Source organism: Micromonospora sp. RL09-050-HVF-A, from assembly GCF_019374995.1.
GTDB lineage: Bacteria > Actinomycetota > Actinomycetes > Mycobacteriales > Micromonosporaceae > Micromonospora > Micromonospora antibiotica.
The window spans coordinates 1657645-1674821 of sequence record NZ_JAGKQP010000002.1 but is presented as its reverse complement, the minus strand read 5'-3'; the positions used below and the strand labels follow the sequence as shown (position 1 = coordinate 1674821).

Here is a 17177-nt window from a genome sequence, read left to right as displayed (position 1 = left end):
GTGTCCTGTCCTGCCCATGGTCCGCCGCCGTCCCGGCGAGCGGGGCCACCCTGCCCCCGAAAGGATCTTGCGATGATCGATGTCGTAATCGTCGGTGCCGGCCCGAACGGCCTCCTGCTCGCCATCGAACTGGCCCTGGCCGGCGTTCGGCCCGTCGTGTGTGAGCGGCTGTCGGCACCCACCACCGAGCAGCGTGCCAACGGACTGGTCGGACAGGTGGTTCGGATGCTCGACCGGCGCGGCCTGCACCACCGTCTGGTCGACGATCCGGCACCGCCACAGCCCGCGCCCGGGTTCGTCTTCGGGGCGCTGCCGCTGGACCTGCGGGCGGTGCCGGACAACCCACTGCACCTGATCGAGGTTCCGCAGGCCCACCTGGAGCGGGTGCTCGCCGAACGGGCCGCCGAACTGGGCGTGCAGGTCCGCCGGGGGCACGAGGTGACCGGGCTGACCCAGGGGGCCGACGACGTACGCGTCGCGTTCTCCGACGGCACGACCCTGCGCTGCCGCTACCTGGTCGGCGCGGACGGCGGGCACAGCGTCGTCCGCCGGCTGGCCGGGATCGACTTCCCCGGCGTGTCGACGGATCGCACCGTCTCCCGCACCGCCCAGGTCAGCCTGCCGGCGGAGCTGATCGACGCGTCGACCGGCGGCCTCGCGATTCCCGGGTACGGCACCGTCGCACCGTTCCGGCACACCCGTACCGAGCGGGGACTGATCGCCTGGGCCCCCTTCACCGGGCGTCCGGCGGGCCTCAGCACGATCGAGTGGCCCGACGCGAGGCAGTTCGACGGGCCACTCACCCTCGCCGAGATGCGGGCCAGTGTCGCCCGGGTGCTCGGGGTCGACGTGCCGATCGATCCGCCGGCCGGCCCGGGGCCGCACCTGCTGCGCCGCCTGGTGGGGGGCAACACCCGGCTCGCCGAACGGTACCGCGCCGGGCGGGTGCTGCTGCTCGGCGACGCCGCCCACGTCCACTCCGCGATCGGCGGGCCCGGACTCAACCTCGGCCTCCAGGACGCGGTGAACCTGGGCTGGAAGCTGGCCGGGCAGCTGCACGGCTGGGCCCCGGACGGGCTGCTGGACTCGTACGAGGCGGAGCGTCGCCCGGTGGCGCGTCGGGTGACCATGTCGACGCAGGCCCAGTCGGCGCTGATCGCCCCGGGCAGTGACGTCACCGCGCTGCGGGTGCTCCTCGGCGAGCTGCTCAGCCGGCCGGAGAACGCCGCCCACGTCGCCGCCCTCCTGGCCGGCGCGGACATCCGCTACGAGACGGGGACGCCGGGCGGGCCGCTGGTCGGGCGCTGGGCACCCGACCTGGTGTGGCACACCGACGCCGGCCCGGTACGGCTGGCCGGGCTGACCCGGACCGCCCGTGCGCTGCTGCTCGACCCCACCGGCGAGCTGGCCGAGGTGGCCGGGCCGTGGCGGGACCGGGTCGACGTGGTCACCGGGCGGTTCGCCCTGGACACCGCAGCGGCCGACGCGCCCGGCGACGGCACGTCGACCGCGCTGCTGCTGCGTCCGGACTGCTACGTGGCCTGGCAGTCCACCCGGGACGACGCGGACCGCGACGGGTTGCGGGCCGCGCTCACCCGCTGGTTCGGCCCGCCGCGCGCCGACCGGTCCTGAAGGCCGGGGTCGGCCGGCCCGGCGGGGAGGTGCCGGGCCGGCCGGTGCGTGGTGCGGCGTCAGTCCCGCTGGATGACCATGCCGGCGGCGACGGTGCGGTTGGTGGTCTCGTCGATGATGACGAAACCGCCTGTGGTGCGGTTGCGGTGGTAGTCGTCGGCCAGCAACGGCACGGTGGTCCGCAACCGGATCCGCCCGATCTCGTTGAGCGCGAGCGACGTGCTGCTCTCGTCCCGGTGCAGGGTGTTGATGTCGAGCCGGTAGTGCAGCTCGCGGACGATGGCGCGCGCCGTCCGGGTGGTGTGCTTGACGACGTACCGGCCGCCGACCTCCAACGGGCGGGTCTCGTCCATCCAGCAGACCATCGCCTCGATGTCCTGCGAGACGGTCGGGGTGTTGTTCGGCCGGCAGATCATGTCGCCCCGGGACACGTCGATCTCGTCGTCGAGGCGGACGGTGACCGACATCGGGGGGAACGCCTCGTCGACCGGGCCGTCGGCGGTGTCGATCGAGGCGATCCGGCTGGTGAAGCCGGACGGCAGCACCATCACCTCGTCGCCGGGCTTGAGGACCCCGGAGGCGACCTGCCCGGCGTAGCCCCGGTAGTCGGTGACCGTGGTCGACTGGGGGCGGATCACGTACTGCACCGGGAACCGGACGTCGACCAGGTTGCGGTCCGAGGCGATGTGCACGTGCTCCAGGTGGTGCAGCAGCGACGGACCCTCGTACCACGGCATGGTGTCGGCGCGGGTGGCGATGTTGTCACCCTGCAACGCCGACACCGGAATCACCGCCAGGTCGGGCACGTCGAGTTTGGTCGCGAAGGCGGTGAACTCGTCGGCGATCTGCTCGAAGACGTCCTGGGAGTAGTCGACCAGGTCCATCTTGTTGACGCACAACACCAGGTGCGGCACCCGCAGCAGCGAACACAGGAACGCGTGCCGCCGCGACTGCTCCACCAGGCCCTTACGGGCGTCCACCAGCACCAGGGTGAGGTCCGCGGTGGACGCGCCGGTGACCATGTTGCGGGTGTACTGGGTGTGCCCGGGGGTGTCGGCGATGATGAACTTGCGCCGGGGGGTGGCGAAGTAGCGGTACGCCACGTCGATGGTGATGCCCTGCTCCCGCTCGGCCCGCAGACCGTCGGTGAGCAACGCCAGGTTGGTGTACTCGTCACCCCGGGCCGCGCTGACCGCCTCCACCGCCGCCAACTGGTCGGTGAACAACGACTTCGTGTCATACAGCAACCGACCGATCAGGGTCGACTTGCCGTCGTCCACACTGCCCGCCGTGGCGAACCGCAGCAGGTCCATCGGTCGGGCCTCGGCCGGGGAACCGGCCGGTGCCAGCATCTCGGTGCTCATCAGAAGTAGCCCTCCCGCTTGCGGTCCTCCATGGCGGCCTCGCTGACCCGGTCGTCGCCCCGGGTGGCGCCCCGCTCGGTGATCCGGGTCGACGCGACCTCGTCGATCACCTTCTCCACCGTGTCCGCGTCGGAGCGGACGGCGGCGGTGCACGACGCGTCGCCGACCGTGCGGTACCGCACCCGGGCGGTGAAGGGTTCCTCGCCGGCCCGGGGGGTGAAGAACTCGTTGACGGCGTAGAACATGCCGTCGCGTTCGATCACCTCACGGTCGTGCGCGTAGTAGATCGACGGCAACGGCACCCGCTCCCGCGCGATGTAGTGCCAGATGTCCAACTCGGTCCAGTTCGACAACGGGAACACCCGGATCGACTCACCCGGATGATGCCGACCGTTGTACAACGACCACAACTCCGGCCGCTGATTCTTCGGATCCCACTGCCCGAACTCGTCCCGGAACGAGAACACCCGCTCCTTCGCCCGCGCCTTCTCCTCGTCCCGCCGCGCCCCACCGAACAACGCGTCGAACCGGTGCTTCTCCACCGCGTCCAACAACACCGGCGTCTGGATCCGGTTCCGCATCCCGTCACCGGACTCGCGGACCAGGCCCCGGGTGAGCGCCTCCGGGACACTCGCCACGATGAGGTGCAGACCCAACTCGGTCACCCGCTGGTCGCGGTAGTCGAGCACCTCGGGGAAGTTGTGCCCGGTGTCGACGTGCATCACCGGAAACGGGATGCCGGCCGGGGCGAACGCCTTCTGCGCCAGGCGCAGCATCACGATCGAGTCCTTGCCACCGGAGAAGAGCAGCACCGGCCGCTCCATCTCGGCGACCACCTCACGCATCACGAAGATGCTCTCCGCCTCCAGTTCGTCGAGCTGGGAGACCTGGTACGCAGCCGATCCGCTGCTCATCTCGGGTCCTTTCCGGGGTGGGGGACGGGGGAACCGGACGGGACCGCCGTGCCGGCCAGCTGCCGTCGCAGCGCGGCCAGCAGCGGCCCGGCCAGCTCGTCGCGACAGACCAGCAGGTCGGGCAGCCGGGGGTCCGCCTCGTTGTAGGTCAGCGGGGAACCGTCGATGCGGGACGCGTGCAACCCGGCGGCCGTGGCCACCGCCACCGGTGCGGCGGAGTCCCACTCGTACTGGCCGCCGGCGTGGATGTAGGCGTCCACCTCACCGGTCACCACCGCCGCGATCTTCGCCCCCGCCGAACCCATCGGCACCAGTTCCGCGCCGACCTCCTCGGCCAGCGCGGCCAGGAACGCGGGGGGACGGCTGCGGCTGGCCGCGAGCCGGATCACCCCGCCAGGCGGGGGCGGCGGTGCGGTGGGATCGTCGGTGGCCAGCACCCGACTCTGCGCCGGCAACCCGACCGCCCCGGCGACCAACCCGTGCGGGGTGGCCGCGTCGCGGGCCCAGAGCGCCACGTGCACCGCCCAGTCGGCACGCCCCGGCTCGGAGAACTCCCGGGTGCCGTCCAACGGGTCGACGATCCACACCCGGTCGGCGGTCCGGCGGGACACCGGGTCCCCGCCGTCGACCAGCCGCGAGCCCTCGTCCTCCTCGGACAACACCGCGTCGGCGGGCCGCCACCGGGCCAGCTCGGCCCGGAGGAAGTCGTGCGACGCCCGGTCACCGGCGGCCTTCAACGCGGCGGGATCGGCGTGACCGTGGGTGGCACGTACCCGGAGCAGCAGTTCACCGGCGAGGACGGCGAGCCGGCGGGCGAGCGCCGCGTCGGATTCGGCGATGGTGGGGTCAACCATGGCAACTCCTCGACCTGTCGGGAACGGGCGTGGTGCGGGTGCGGTGCCGGGCGCGGCTGGTCACTGGATCGCCCGACGGTTGAAGCAGCGGACACTGACCCAGGTCAGCACGACGGCCACCCCGGTCAGCACGGTCAGGCACACCCACCCCGGCAGGTGCGGCACGCCGGGCAGCAACGCCCCGCGCACCCCCTCCGAGACGTACGTCATCGGGTTGAGCGCGGTGACCACCTGGTACCAGGGCACCGACGACAGCCGGGGCCACGGGTAGTGGATGCAGCCGGTCCAGATGATCGGGGTGAGGATCACCGAGAAGGTCACGTTGATCCGCTGCACCGGCAGGGTGGTGGCCAGGCTCATCCCGATCGCCCCGCCGATCCACGCCCCGAGCAGCGCCACCACGAACGCCAGCGGCAGCCCCGCCGGCCGCCACGGCGCGGAACCGACCATCAGCGCCCCGAGCGGATAGATCAGCACGGCCGCGAGCAGCCCCCGGATGGTGGCGATCACCAGCTTGCCGATCGCGACGTACCCGGTCGGCAGCGGCGCCATCAACCGGTCCTCGATCTCCATGGTGAAGCCGAACTCCTTCACCAGCGGCAGGGCCACGCTCTGCAACGCGGTGGTGAGAGCGGCCAGCGCGATGATGCCGGGCAGGAAGACGTCGGCGAAGCCGCGCCCGACGAGGCCCTGGCTGCCCAGGACGGTGTCGAAGACGAAGAGCATGAACAGCGGCGTCAACCCGACCTGCACCAGGATGACCCACAGTTCCCGGCCGGTGACCATCAGGTCGCGGCGCAGCACCGCGGCGAACACCCGCCCGGTGCCGGGGCGGGAGCGCGGCTCGGTGGCCGGGCGCAGTGGGGTCGGGGTGTCGAGAGCGGTCACCTCGGTTGCCTTCCGGTGAGTTCGATGAAGACGTCCTCCAGGCTGGGTTCGCTGATGTCGACCGCGTTGACCGCCGCCGACCGGGCGGCCAGCGCGGCCACCGCCGGGCCGAGCAGGGTGGCGGCATCGCCGGCCAGGTGCAGGCGGATGCGCAGCCGGCCCCGGCCGCCGTTGCCCGCAGCGCCGCCGCCGCGCCCCAGCAGACCCGCCCCGGCCAGGGCGGCCAACCGGCCGCCACCGGGCCGCCCACCACCACCGGCGGCGAGCGCGGCCAACATCGCGGCACCACCCGCACCGACACCGGCCAGCCCGCCCGGTCGCCCGCCGGGCGGGCCGGTCGGCGTCGCCAACCGTTCCGCCTTGCGTACGCCGGTCAGCTCGCCCAGGGCGGCGCAGAGCGCGTCCGGGTCGTCCCCGCCGGCCGGGGTGACCGTGAGGTCGAGCAGCGCGTCCCCGGCCAGGCCCCGGACCAGGTTGGTGGGGGTGTCGAGGGTGAGCAGCCGGCCGTGGTCGACGATGCCGACCCGGTCGACCACCCGGGCCGCCTCGTTCATCGCGTGGGTGGTCAGCACGATCGCCACCCCGCGGGCCCGCAGCTCGCGCAGCTGCCCCCAGATCAACAGGCGGGTCTGCGGGTCGAGGGCGTTGGTCGGCTCGTCGAGGAAGAGCACCGTCGGCTCGTGGGTCAGCGCCCGGGCGATCATCAACCGCTGCGCCATCCCGCCCGAGTACGCCTCGATCCGCCGGTCGGCCCGTTCGGTGAGACCGAACCGCTCCAGCAACTCCGCGGCGCGGGCCTGCGCCTCCCGACGTCGTACCCCGTGGTAGGTGGCGTGGTAGACCAGGTTCTGCCGGGGGGTCAGGGCCCGGTCCAGGTTGTTGTGCTGCGGCACCACGGCCAGCTGGGCGCGGGCGGCGGCCGGGTCCCGGCCCACGTCGACCCCACCGACCACCACCCGGCCGCCGGTGGCCCGCAGCCGGGTGGTCAGGATGCCGACGGTGGTGGACTTGCCGGCCCCGTTCGGCCCGAACAGCCCGAAGATCTCGCCCGGCGCGACGGTGAACGACAGCCCGTCCACCGCGTTGGTGTCCGCGCGGGGATAACGCTTGACGAGGTCGTCGACCTCGACCACTGCCGGCCCGTCTCTGCTGGGCATCTCAACTCCTGTCCTGTGGGGTGCGGGTACCGACCCCGGCCGGCGGGTGGTGCCGTCAGCAGCCGGGGCCGGTGGTGGTGCCGTCAGCCGCCGGAGGGCTGGGGGTGCGCGGCGAAGAACCGCCAGATGGTGTCGGTGGCGTTCAGCGCGGTGGAGGGGGGATCGAGGTCGAGCAGTTTCTCCGCCCGGGGCGGGTTGGGCCGTCCGCCGGGCCACTGGTGTCCCGCGTCGGCGACGGTGATCAGCTCGACGGCGCGGCCCTGGGCGCAGTTCGCCGTCGTGCGGGTGACCGGCCCGTCGGTGGTCACCTTCGGTGCGCCACAGGAGTCGACGGAGCGCCAGCGGGCGGCCAGTTCGGTGGTGGGCGGACCGTCGATCTTGACCGGGTTGCGGCCGGTGCCGCCGTTGTCCCGGCGGCCGGGGCCACCGGCGTACGGCATGGTCTGGTCCTGGCGGCCGTGGATGTGCAGCACCGAGACCGGTTTCGGATCGGCGCACTGCCCGGTGAGGGTGCTGGCCACCGCGCCGATCGCGGCGAACGTCGTGGTGTCGCAGACCAGCTTGTACGCCAGCAGCCCGCCGTTGGAGATCCCGGTGACGTAGCGGCGGGCCGGGTCGACCGGCAGCTCCCGGCCGACGGTGGTGACCAGTTCGGTGATGAAGCCGACGTCGTCGACGCCCTCCCGGGCGGGTGCGCCGCAGCACTGTGGACCGACGGCCCAGGCCCGGTTCAGCCCGTCCGGGAACAGCACCAGGAAGCCGTCCCGGTCGGCCTGGGCCGTCCAGCCGTACGCCTGCTCGGCCTGCTCGCCGGTGCCGGCCGCGCCGTGCAGCATCACCACCAGCGGGACCGGCCCGCTGAGGTCGGCCGAGGCGGGCCGGTAGAGCCGGTAGCTGCGTTCCCGCCCGTCCACGGTGATGGTGTGCGTGGAGCTGCCGACGGCGACGTCCGGCCGGGCGTCGGCGGAGGGTGCGGCGCTGGCGGGCGGGGTGGTGCCGCCGGTGGGCGTGGCGTCCTCGCGGCGGGGGCTGCATCCGGCGGGGGCGGTCAGCGCGACGAGCAGGGCGAGCGCCCCCACGAGCCGACGAGCCGACCGGCCCGGCCGGGCGGAGTGCTGCCCGACTTCAGGGCGAAAAACGGTAAAAGGCATCATATCAATACTTTCGCCCGGGAATGTTCGAGCAACGTCAGGGACGCGCCAGGATTGGGCAAGGGACGGCGGAGGCCGCCGGCCCGGCGACGACGCGGTCACCGGGCCGACGCCTCAGCTCAGTAGCCCCGGAGCCGGAGCAGTTCCCAACCACCCTCGGGGACGTCGTCGGTCGGGTCCGCCCGCAGGTTCATCGGGTTCGCCATCCCCAGATAGAGGGTGGGACCGTCGGCGACCATGTTGCGGATGCCGTAGTTCAGGTAGTTGCCCAACCCGGTGTTGTCCACCGTCGTCGCCGGCTTCGTCGGCGACGAGAAGGCGTACAGGTCACCGCCGTAGACCGCCTCCGGCAGGGCACTGGAGCGCATCCCGGCCGCGTCCATCGGCGCCCGGGCCAGGTCGTCGGCCAACGCCGGTGACAGGCCCAACTCGGCGGCGGTCTCCTTGCCCAGCTCCTTGGCCAGGTAGCTCCAGTCCATCGTGCCGACGTACAGCTTCCCGCCGGCCACCACCATCTTCCAGGTGTAGTTGTTGTACGGGTTACCGAAACCGGGCGGGCCGAACTTCGGCGTCTGGTGCGTCGACTGCAACGCCCACGCCCCGACCCCGTTGTTGGCCGCCGGGTCGAACGCGGGCAGCTCGGTCGCGCCGTACAGCAGCTCGACCTTCTCGAAGTGGGAGCCGAAGTTGCGGCCCCGGTAGATGCTGATCGACCGCTGGGTGTTCTGGATGGTGGCCTGCGCCGCCGCCTCGTCCACCGGCGGGTAGGTCGACATGTGCACCGTGGTCGCCTTCATCGGCACGTGCATCGTGCCCCAGTACAGGAAACCGCCGTAGGAGGCCAGGCCACCCAGGGCGTACGCGCGGGCCACCACCGGGTCCGGCTCGTACTCCGACACGTTCCACACCTGCTGCCAGCCGTCGGCGTCCTCCGGGTTGAGCCCCGGGGCGCCCGAGGCCAGCAGCGGGCTCATCCAGACCGCGGCGATGCTCGGCGGCGGGGCGGCCGAACCAGCCGTCGGGCCGGCCAGCTCGGCGTCGGAGCCCGGCCAGGTGGTGACGAACAGCCGCCCCTGGTGGACGGTGAGGTCGGCGGCCTGCGCCGGCAGGTTCGCCACCACCGTGAACGCGAACGGGTCGGACTTGCTGCCCGTCCAGCGCAGCACGTTGCCGCGCTCACCCCCGTTGGCCCCGACACCCACCCCGGCGTACAGGGCGTCACCGGCCACCGTGAAGTGCCGGATGTTGCCGTACATGGGGAAGTTGCGGGAGCCGAGGAACGCGCCGGTGTCGGTGTCGAACGCGAACAGGTTGACGCTGGTGCCCAGCGCCGGGCCGCCCAGCAGGGCCACCCCGTTGAAGCTGCCGGCCGCCCGGATGCCCGCAGTGGTCTGCAACCGGTTCGAGTCCTCGGTGGAGGCCGCCTTCACCAGGTCGGTCTTCTCGGTCAGCTTGTTGGCGCGGGTGTCATAGGTGTACAGGCGCGGCTGACGGTGGTCACCGAGGATCGGCGGCAACTGCGGGTTGCGCTTGGCGACCTGGCTCTCGCCGTACTCGCAGACCCAGTCGTCGTTGACCGTCGGGGTGGTGTTGCGCAGGGCCCGTCCGCTGGTCAGGCAGTTGACGTTCGCTCCGGTGCCGAACCACAGCATCTTGCCGACCCGGGTCATCCCCCACAGGTACGCCTGGTTGACCTTGGTCTTGCCCTCGGCGCACGGCGGCCCGGCCGGGTACGGCAGCCCGATCCCGGCGAAGCACTCGTCCGGCTGAGCCTTGGCGAGCAGTTGCGGGCTGCTCTGCTGCGCGCCGGCCGCGCTGGCCGCGCTGCCGGGGTCGGCGGCGTCGAGTGGCGCACCGAGCGCCGCCGAGGGAACCGCCAACACCGACCCGAGTCCGAGTACGGCGACGGCGGTCGACAACCGCCGTGCGGAGAACCGGAGTGGATTCACCAACAATCTCTCTTTCGAAGGAAGGTGGACACCCGTTCCCGGGCCCGGCGGACCGGACCCGGTAGCGGGCAGGGACACACAGGGACCGCCTAGACGGCGGCGGGCAGCTTCCGGGGCGCCGGGGCGACGACCCGCGACGCCATCCGCTCGGCCCACCCGGACGGGTCGGGGAAGTCCAGGAACCGGCCGAGACCGGTCAGCTCGGCCACCGGGTCGGCGACCAGGTCCTCGTAGGACATCCGCAGCAGGTGCGCCGGGGGCACGTCCCGCAGCGCCTGGTCGGCCTGGCTGCTCATGAAGGCGCACAACCCGAGGTAACGGCGCAGGTCCTGGCCCCGCTCGCGCAGCGCGTCGGCGGTCAACCGGTCCGGCAGGTACGGCTGGAGGTCCTCCGGCACCGCCTGGTCCGCGCCGACCCGGAACGGGTCCAGACCGCACCGGCCGAGGAACTCCACCCGCAACTGGATGAGCTGGAACGACGAGTGCCGGCTCATCGACCGGGCGGTGTCCTCCCAGCTGCGGGTCAGGTAGACGACCTTGCAGTCCGGGAACCCCCGCAGCAGGTACGGCGCCACGTGGCTGGAGCCGCCGGAGCGTTCCACCCACCGGGTCTTGCCGGTCAGCACGGCGAGCAGATCCAGGAAGTCGTGGTGGTGCTGGGCCACCGTCTGGGTGCGGAACTGCGGCACCCGCTCGGCGAGCTGGTCGAACAGCGCATCGGGGTCGGGGGTCAGCTTCGACAGCGTGATCGCCAGGATGCGGGGCAGCTCGGTGAGCCGGTCGGCCCACCGGCCCGTGGCCGGGTAACGGACCTCCTTCGGCGGCAGGCCGATCCGGAACAGCGTGGACAGCTCCGCCTTGGGGCTGGCCAGCACCGCCCAGTATTCGGCGCCGGTGAGCACCTCGGCACTGCGCGCCCACGGCGCGACCGACATGAAGAACTCCTGGGCCGACAGGGTGTCCGGCTCCTCGTGGATCAGGTCGGACAGCAGCGTGGAGCCGCACCGACCGTTGCTGATGATGATCGACCGGCCGGTGATCGGGGTGTCCATCGGTACTCCTCCTGCGTGTCGCGTCGTCATGCTGTGGTGGGTTGGGCCACGTCGAGTGAGCAGTCCTCGGCGAGCCAGGCGAAGACCTGCCGGCGCACCTCCTCCGGCCGGTCGATCAGCACCGTGTGCCGCTGGTCGGGCAGCACCACGACCCGGGTCTGCGGCAGCAGCCCGCGTACCGTCGGGGCCAGCTCCACCACCGCCGAGTCGCCGCCGTAGAGGCAGAGCACCGGGCAGTCGATCGCGGCCAGCGCCCCGGCCGTCGGCAGCGGGCTCGCCGGCAACTCCTGCGCCAGACTGGTGTCGGTGAGCATCCGGTGCGTCTCGGCGGCCCGTTGGGCGGCGACCCGGCCCCGCCGGGCTCCGATCTCGGTGACCGCCCCGGCCCGGGGCAGCCGGTCGGCGACCCGGGCCAGCCGCTCACGGACCCGGCGCATCCACTCCGGGACCGGTGGCGCGGACTCCACGGTCACGATGCCGGCCACCCGTTCGGGGTGCCGGGCGGCGTACCCGAACGCGATGGTCCCGCCGAACGAGTTGCCCAGCAACAGCAGCGGCCCGGTGACGTCCAGGGCGGCCAGCAGCTCCGCCAGGTCGTCGACGAAGTCGTCCAGGGCGTACCCGGTGGCGGGGCGCTCGCTGCGCCCGTGGCCGCGCAGGTCGTACAGGACGGTCGGGAAGCCGGCCCGGGACAGCGGCTCGGCCAGGGTGAAGTACCAGCTCGCCATGGTGTCCGAGGCCATCCCGTGGATCAGCACGGCGGTCGGCGTCGGCCCGGTCCGGCCGTCGACGGCCGGACCGGGGGGATCGAGCCGCTGCGTGTGCAGGGTGATCCCGTTCGCCCGGACCATGGTCACCGGCTGCCCGCCCCGACCTCGTCGGCCTGCCCCAGCGACTCGGCGATGTGCGTGACGAGCTGGCCGACCTTCAACTCCCGGACGGTCTCCAGGTCCAGCTTGGCGACGAAGTGGGCGAAGTTCACCGTGTCGCCGTAGCGGGACTGGAGCCGACCGGCGAGCGCGACCACGTCGATGCTCTCCATCCCCAGGTCACCGGAGAACGTGGTGTCCATGGTGACCACCTGGTCGTCGGCGAAGTCGCCCAGTACGGCGTCGATCATCTCGGTGAGCTCGGCGAGGATGGTGTCCTGGGCCGCGGGCATGATCGTTGCTCCTTCTGCTGATCGGATGGGTTGGGCGGTGCTGCGCACCGGGTGCCGGGTCACGGCCGGGACACCCCGGGCGGGGTGGCGGGTGCCGGCTCCGGCCCCCAGGTCCAGGCCACGACGTAACGGCGCGGCGGGAGGTCCTCGGGGTTGGCCACGTCCCGGTGACCGACCCGGTAGGCCCGTCCGCCGATCTGGACGGTCATCCCGACGTCGGTGGCCGAGTAGACCCGGAACCGGCGCGGCGAGCCGTCCAGCCCGGTGCCCTCGGCCTTGGCGACCGCCTCCTTGGCCGCCCAGAACCGGGTGAACCACAACCGCCGGGCCTCGACGTCCGTGCCGGCGAGGGAGGTCAGCAGGGTCAGCTCGGCCGGGGTGAGGGCGAAGGTGAAGGTGCTCTCCGGGTGCTCGGTGACCTCCGCGACGTCGATGCCGACGCCGGGGGACCCGGGCACCGCGTCGGGTGCCCGGCGGCGGGCGATCGCCACCCCGATCTCCGCGCAGTGCGCCAGCGAGACGTCACAGTCGCCGAGGCCCCGGCCGGGCCGCCCACGCACCCACGGCCGGCCGTCGGGGTCGTTGCCGACGGTCAGCTCGATCGGGTAGATGTCGGTGTGGCCGTCCTCCCAGAGCCGGGCCCGCACCGCGTCCTTGGCCGCGATCCGACCCAGCATCCACTGCTTGCGGGTCTTGGCCGGGTGCCGCTCGTACTCGGCGTAGGCGGCCCCGCCGAGGATGCCCCGGGCGGCCATGCCCCGGGTGACCAGGTCGGTCCAGCAGTCGAAGGCCATCGTCCAGCCCTCGGGCTGCAACAGCGACATCGGGTGCCGCTCGGGGAACCGTTCCGCGACCCGGGCCTGCGGGTGGCTGTCGAACCGCCGGTCCACCGCCCCCTCGATCTCCGACCACACCCGGCCCTGGTAACTGAGCTGGGTGTCGGCGACGAGCTTGCCGTCGTCGATGACGCGGACCCGGGCGACGCACTCGAACGCCCGGCCGGCCGGCGGTGGCGGACCGTAGAACCGCACCTGGCCGAGACCGACCGGCAGCGCGACGGTCCGGAACGGCTGGGTGGTGATCAGCCAGTTGCCGATGAGCTGCAGGGCGTTGTCCAGCAGCGCACCCGGGGGCACCGGTGCGGTGACGATGCCGCGTACGTGCATGTCGCCGAGCGCGTGCACCTCGGTCACGCCCTGGAACTGCGGGCCGTGGAACATGAGCCGCTCCGCGTACATCTCGGCGGCGCCGAGGGTGGGCGGGCGTTCGGTGGCCGGGTCGTGGGTCCAGACCGGCGGCGGCGTCGGGTACGCCGTGCCGACCTCGATGGTCGCCCGGGCGTACCCGGCGAAGGCGACCGCGTACCGGTTCGGGCCGGCCGCGCGGACCACGATCTCCACGTCGGTGGCCGGTTCGGCGATCAGCCACCGGTTGAACTTGGCGTCGTGCACCGCCACCACCGGGACGCCGGGCACCAGCTGCTCCACGGCCTCCATCATGTGCGCGACCAGGGCGGTCGCCGGCACCACCGGCCACCGGTCCTCCGGGTCCGGCCAGTCGTCGGGCTGCACGAAGAAGCAGTGGTCCAGCAGGTAGGGCATGGTTTCCAGGGAGATCCGCCGGGTGATCCGACCGATCTCCGCGCCGACCGCTGCGACGGTCGCCGGGCGGACCGGGGCGGCCGGCGTCACCGGCCGGTTGCCGGTCGGCACGGTGGCGGTCTGCGCCGTCGGCACGGTGGGCGTCTTCGCCATCGGCGTGGTGGGCGGCATCCCGGTCGGCGTGGTGGGTGGCCGCCCGGTGGGGGCGGTCGCGGGTCGGGCCGACGTCGCGGTGCCGTTGCCACCGGTGGCCGTCGGGGCGTCGGCCGTGCCCCGGGTGTTCTCCCGCAGCAGGGCGGCGAGTTCGGCGGCGGCGCTGGAACCGCCGGAGAGCCGGTGCAGCGCGTCCAGCGCGGCGGCCGGAGCACCGGCCGGCGTGGCGGCGGCCGGCTGTCCGGCCACCCGGGCGACCGGGACCGGTGCGGCCGTCGGTGCCACGGCCGGCGGCGGTGCGGTGACCGGCGGCGGTGCGGCGGCGGGTCGGGCGACCGCAGCGGGCACGGCAGCCGGCGGGGTGATTGTGGTCGGCCGGGTGACCGCAGCGGGCACGGCGGTCGGCCGGGTGACCGTGGCGGGCACCACGGCCGGCCGGGCCGCGCCGTTTCCGTTGCCCGGGGTGGACAGCGGAGCGTCCTGCGACGCGGTCACGCCGAGCAGGCCGGCGGCGTCCGCGCCGAGGCGGACCAGCGGCCCGCCGAGGTCGAGCTTCATCCGGGGACCGCGTCGGCCGGTGCCCACCCCGGGCTTCGCCGGGCCGTCGGTGCCGGCCGCATCCGGGGTACGGCGCTGCGTCGTGGCCGCCGTCCGATCGGCCGGGGTCAGCGCGCCCAGATCCGGGGAGGCCCCCTCCACCCACAGGGCGGTGGCGACCCGGCGCAGCTGGTTCAACCCGCTGCGGTGCGCGGTGTTCACCGGCATCGCCAGATGGTCGCGCCCGCGCAGGTTGTCCCCGATCAGCGAGGCGAGCTGCCCCGCGCCGACCTGGAGGAACACCCGGAACCCGGCGGCGTACATCGCCTCCACGGTCTGCCGGAACCAGACCGGCTCCATCATGTGCCGGACGAAGATCCGGTTGACCTCCTCCTCGTCGGCGGGGAACGGCGCGTGCAGGGTCGCCGACCAGACCGGCATCCGGGTCGGGTGCACCTCCCAGCGGCCCAGGGCGGCACCGATCGAGGTGAGCCCGTCGGCGAAGGCGGGGGTGTGGAACGCCGACCGGAACGGCAGCTTCTGGCACAGGATGTTGCGGGTACGCAGCGCCTCGACGAGCCGGTCGACCTGCGGCTCCGGCCCGTTGACCACCGACTGCGCCGGAGCGTTGTCGTGCGACAGGACCACCCCCGGGTAGTCGCCGAGCAGCGGGGCGACCCGGTCCGCGCCGGCCCCGACGGCGGCGAAGACGTAGCCGGAGACCTCCACCGAGTCGGCGTTGAACAGGTCGAGGAACTCGTCCATCGCGGCGGTGCTGATCTGGCCGCTGACCGCGGCGGCGGTCCACTCGCCGATGCTGTGCCCGGCGACCGCGTCGGGTCGTACGCTCATCCGGGCCAGGGCGTCGTCGAGCAGCTTGCCCACCTCGATCAGGCCGGCGCCGTGCCGGCCCAGGTCGGCGGCGGACCACTCGCGGTCCGGCAGGCCGAAGTGGGCGGCCAGGTCGGCGGTGCGGGGGGCGAACTCCGCCTCCAGGCCGGGGAAGACGAAGGCGAGCTTGCCCGCCCCCGGGCCGAGCAGCGGCCGGGGACTGAACCAGATGTCCCGCCCGCCCCGCCACGCCTGCCCCCGGGCAACCGTCTTGCGGGCCACCGCGAGCAGCTTGTCCGTCGGGTTGACGATGCCCAGCCGGGTCTGCGGCGGGGCCTCCCCGCCGGAGCGGGCGGCCAGCTCGACGCCGATCCGGCGTACCTCCTGGTCGTCGCGGTCCAGCAGGTCGGCGAGCCCGGCCGGGTCCGACGCGGCCAGCCAGAGCACCTGGTCCGGCTCGTCGACGACGGCCCGGCCGGCGGCCGGGGCGGTCAGCCCCACCACCGGCTCGCCCACCGACACCGGGGCCTGCTCGATGATCAGGTGGGCGTTGATCCCACCGAACCCGAACGCGTTGACGCCGGCCCGGCGCGGCCCGTCGCTCTCCCACGGCCGGGCGGTGTCGATCGGCGCGAACCGGGTCGCCGCCATCTCCTTGCGCGGCGTCTCGCAGTGCAGGGTGGGCGGCAGCACCCCCCGGTGCACGGCGAGCGCGGCCTTGATCAGGCCGGCCACCCCGGCGGCCGGCATGGTGTGCCCGATCATCGACTTCACCGAGCCGATCACCGGACGCGGCCCACCGGTGTACGGGCCGAACACCTCCGCCACCGTGGTCAGCTCGGCGGCGTCCCCGGTCGGGGTGCCGGTGCCGTGCGCCTCCAGCAGCCCCAACGCGTCGGGGGCGGTCGGGTCGAGCCCGGCGGCCTCCCAGGCCCGGCGGATCGCCAGCACCTGACCGGAGACCGCCGGGTTGAACATGCTCGCCGACTTGCCGTCGCTGGACACCCCGCTGCCCCGGATCACCGCGTAGACCCGGTCGCCGTCGCGCACCGCGTCGGCGTACCGCTTGAGCACCACCACACCGGTGCCCTCGCCGATCAGCAGGCCGTCGGCGGCGGCGTCGAACGGCCGGATCTCCCCCTGCCGGGACAACGCCCGGAGCTGGTTGAACACCGACCAGAAGCTGATGTCGTGGACGTGGTGCACGCCACCGGCGAGCACCGCGTCGAGCCGACCGTTGACCAGCTCGGTGATGCCCTGGTCGACGGCGATCAGCGACGAGGCGCAGGCGGCGTCGATGGTGTACGCCGGGCCGCGCAGGTCGAGCCGGTTGGCCACCCGGGAGGCGGCCAGGTTGGGCACCAGACCGATCGTCCCCTCCGGCTGGTACGGCCCGAGCCGCTCGTCGAACTTCTTGCGCAGCAGCTCCAACCGGGCCGGGTCGACATCGGGGATCAGCTCCCGCAGGATGCTGACGACCTGGCTGGACATCCGCACCCGTTGGGCGTAGCGGGCCTGGGCGGGGCTGAGGATGCCACCCCGGCCGAGGATCACGCCGATCCGGTCGCGGGCCGGGAGCCGGTCGCCGCCGCCCGCGTCGTCGATCGCCGCGGCGGCCACCTCCAGCGTGATCAGCTGGTCCGGCTCGATGTCGCCGACGGAGGCCGGCATCACTCCGAACCGCAGCGGCTCGAAGGTGGCGTACTCGTCGACGAACCCGCCGCGCCGGCAGTACATCCGGTCGGCCCGGTGGGACTGCTCCGGGTCGTAGAACTCCTCGTCCCAACGGTGCGCGGGGACGTCGGTGATCGCGTCGACCCCGCCGATCAGGTTGCGCCAGTAGCTTTCCAGGTCACCGGCGGAGGGCATCAGGGCGGCCATCCCGACGATCGCGATCTGGCCGGGCGCAGCGGCGCCGTTGTTCATCGGTTC

General features: G+C 73.2%; 12 protein-coding genes. 1 reads left to right on the top strand and 11 read right to left on the bottom strand.

Annotation, left to right across the window (positions count from 1 at the left end; all coding sequences use genetic code 11):
- Positions 1-72 precede the first annotated feature (72 nt).
- A complete protein-coding gene (locus J7462_RS07480) occupies positions 73-1632 on the top strand; it encodes an FAD-dependent monooxygenase (RefSeq protein ID WP_219462975.1) in 1560 nt (519 codons plus the stop codon).
- Between the two features lie 59 nt (positions 1633-1691).
- On the opposite strand, the gene J7462_RS07475 is transcribed toward J7462_RS07480, so the two are convergent.
- The 11 genes from J7462_RS07475 to J7462_RS07425 form a co-directional block, all read right to left on the bottom strand.
- Positions 1692-2996, bottom strand: coding sequence for a sulfate adenylyltransferase subunit 1 (locus J7462_RS07475; RefSeq protein ID WP_219462973.1), 1305 nt, complete (start codon positions 2994-2996; stop codon positions 1692-1694).
- A complete protein-coding gene (cysD, locus tag J7462_RS07470) occupies positions 2996-3910 on the bottom strand; it encodes a sulfate adenylyltransferase subunit CysD (protein WP_219462972.1) in 915 nt (304 codons plus the stop codon). Before cysD ends, J7462_RS07475 begins: the two co-directional genes overlap by 1 nt.
- Positions 3907-4764, bottom strand: coding sequence for a 3'(2'),5'-bisphosphate nucleotidase CysQ (locus tag J7462_RS07465; RefSeq protein WP_219462970.1), 858 nt, complete (start codon positions 4762-4764; stop codon positions 3907-3909). Before J7462_RS07465 ends, cysD begins: the two co-directional genes overlap by 4 nt.
- 60 nt (positions 4765-4824) lie before the next feature.
- Positions 4825-5652, bottom strand: coding sequence for an ABC transporter permease (locus J7462_RS07460; RefSeq protein WP_307799143.1), 828 nt, complete (start codon positions 5650-5652; stop codon positions 4825-4827).
- Positions 5649-6809, bottom strand: a complete 1161-nt coding sequence (locus J7462_RS07455; protein ID WP_219462968.1) for an ABC transporter ATP-binding protein — start codon at positions 6807-6809, stop codon at positions 5649-5651. The genes J7462_RS07460 and J7462_RS07455 overlap by 4 nt, the downstream gene beginning before the upstream one ends.
- An 83-nt stretch (positions 6810-6892) precedes the next feature.
- Complete coding sequence (locus J7462_RS07450; protein ID WP_308290800.1) at positions 6893-7888, bottom strand: PHB depolymerase family esterase; 996 nt, start codon at positions 7886-7888, stop codon at positions 6893-6895.
- A gap of 191 nt (positions 7889-8079) precedes the next feature.
- Complete coding sequence (locus J7462_RS07445) at positions 8080-9909, bottom strand: hypothetical protein (RefSeq protein ID WP_308291101.1); 1830 nt, start codon at positions 9907-9909, stop codon at positions 8080-8082.
- 89 nt (positions 9910-9998) lie between these two features.
- A complete protein-coding gene (locus tag J7462_RS07440) occupies positions 9999-10961 on the bottom strand; it encodes a sulfotransferase domain-containing protein (protein ID WP_219462966.1) in 963 nt (320 codons plus the stop codon).
- 26 nt (positions 10962-10987) lie between these two features.
- Positions 10988-11812 (bottom strand): alpha/beta fold hydrolase, encoded by an 825-nt coding sequence (locus J7462_RS07435; protein ID WP_255598285.1) that lies wholly within the window; start codon positions 11810-11812, stop codon positions 10988-10990.
- 2 nt (positions 11813-11814) lie between these two features.
- Positions 11815-12123, bottom strand: coding sequence for an acyl carrier protein (locus J7462_RS07430; RefSeq protein ID WP_208566792.1), 309 nt, complete (start codon positions 12121-12123; stop codon positions 11815-11817).
- A gap of 59 nt (positions 12124-12182) precedes the next feature.
- On the bottom strand, positions 12183-17171 hold the full coding sequence (locus tag J7462_RS07425) for a type I polyketide synthase (RefSeq protein ID WP_219462962.1): 4989 nt from the start codon (positions 17169-17171) through the stop codon (positions 12183-12185).
- Between the last annotated feature and the right edge of the window lie 6 nt (positions 17172-17177).

Bases quoted from the DNA above. Each gene is read 5' to 3' on its own strand.
- J7462_RS07480 (WP_219462975.1), top strand. From the start codon at position 73: ATGATCGATGTCGTAATCGTCGGTGCCGGCCCGAACGGCCTCCTGCTC.
- J7462_RS07475 (WP_219462973.1), bottom strand. From the start codon at position 2,996: ATGAGCACCGAGATGCTGGCACCGGCCGGTTCCCCGGCCGAGGCCCGA.
- cysD (WP_219462972.1), bottom strand. From the start codon at position 3,910: ATGAGCAGCGGATCGGCTGCGTACCAGGTCTCCCAGCTCGACGAACTG.
- J7462_RS07465 (WP_219462970.1), bottom strand. From the start codon at position 4,764: ATGGTTGACCCCACCATCGCCGAATCCGACGCGGCGCTCGCCCGCCGG.
- J7462_RS07455 (WP_219462968.1), bottom strand. From the start codon at position 6,809: ATGCCCAGCAGAGACGGGCCGGCAGTGGTCGAGGTCGACGACCTCGTC.
- J7462_RS07440 (WP_219462966.1), bottom strand. From the start codon at position 10,961: ATGGACACCCCGATCACCGGCCGGTCGATCATCATCAGCAACGGTCGG.
- J7462_RS07435 (WP_255598285.1), bottom strand. From the start codon at position 11,812: ATGGTCCGGGCGAACGGGATCACCCTGCACACGCAGCGGCTCGATCCC.
- J7462_RS07430 (WP_208566792.1), bottom strand. From the start codon at position 12,123: ATGCCCGCGGCCCAGGACACCATCCTCGCCGAGCTCACCGAGATGATC.
- J7462_RS07425 (WP_219462962.1), bottom strand. From the start codon at position 17,171: ATGAACAACGGCGCCGCTGCGCCCGGCCAGATCGCGATCGTCGGGATG.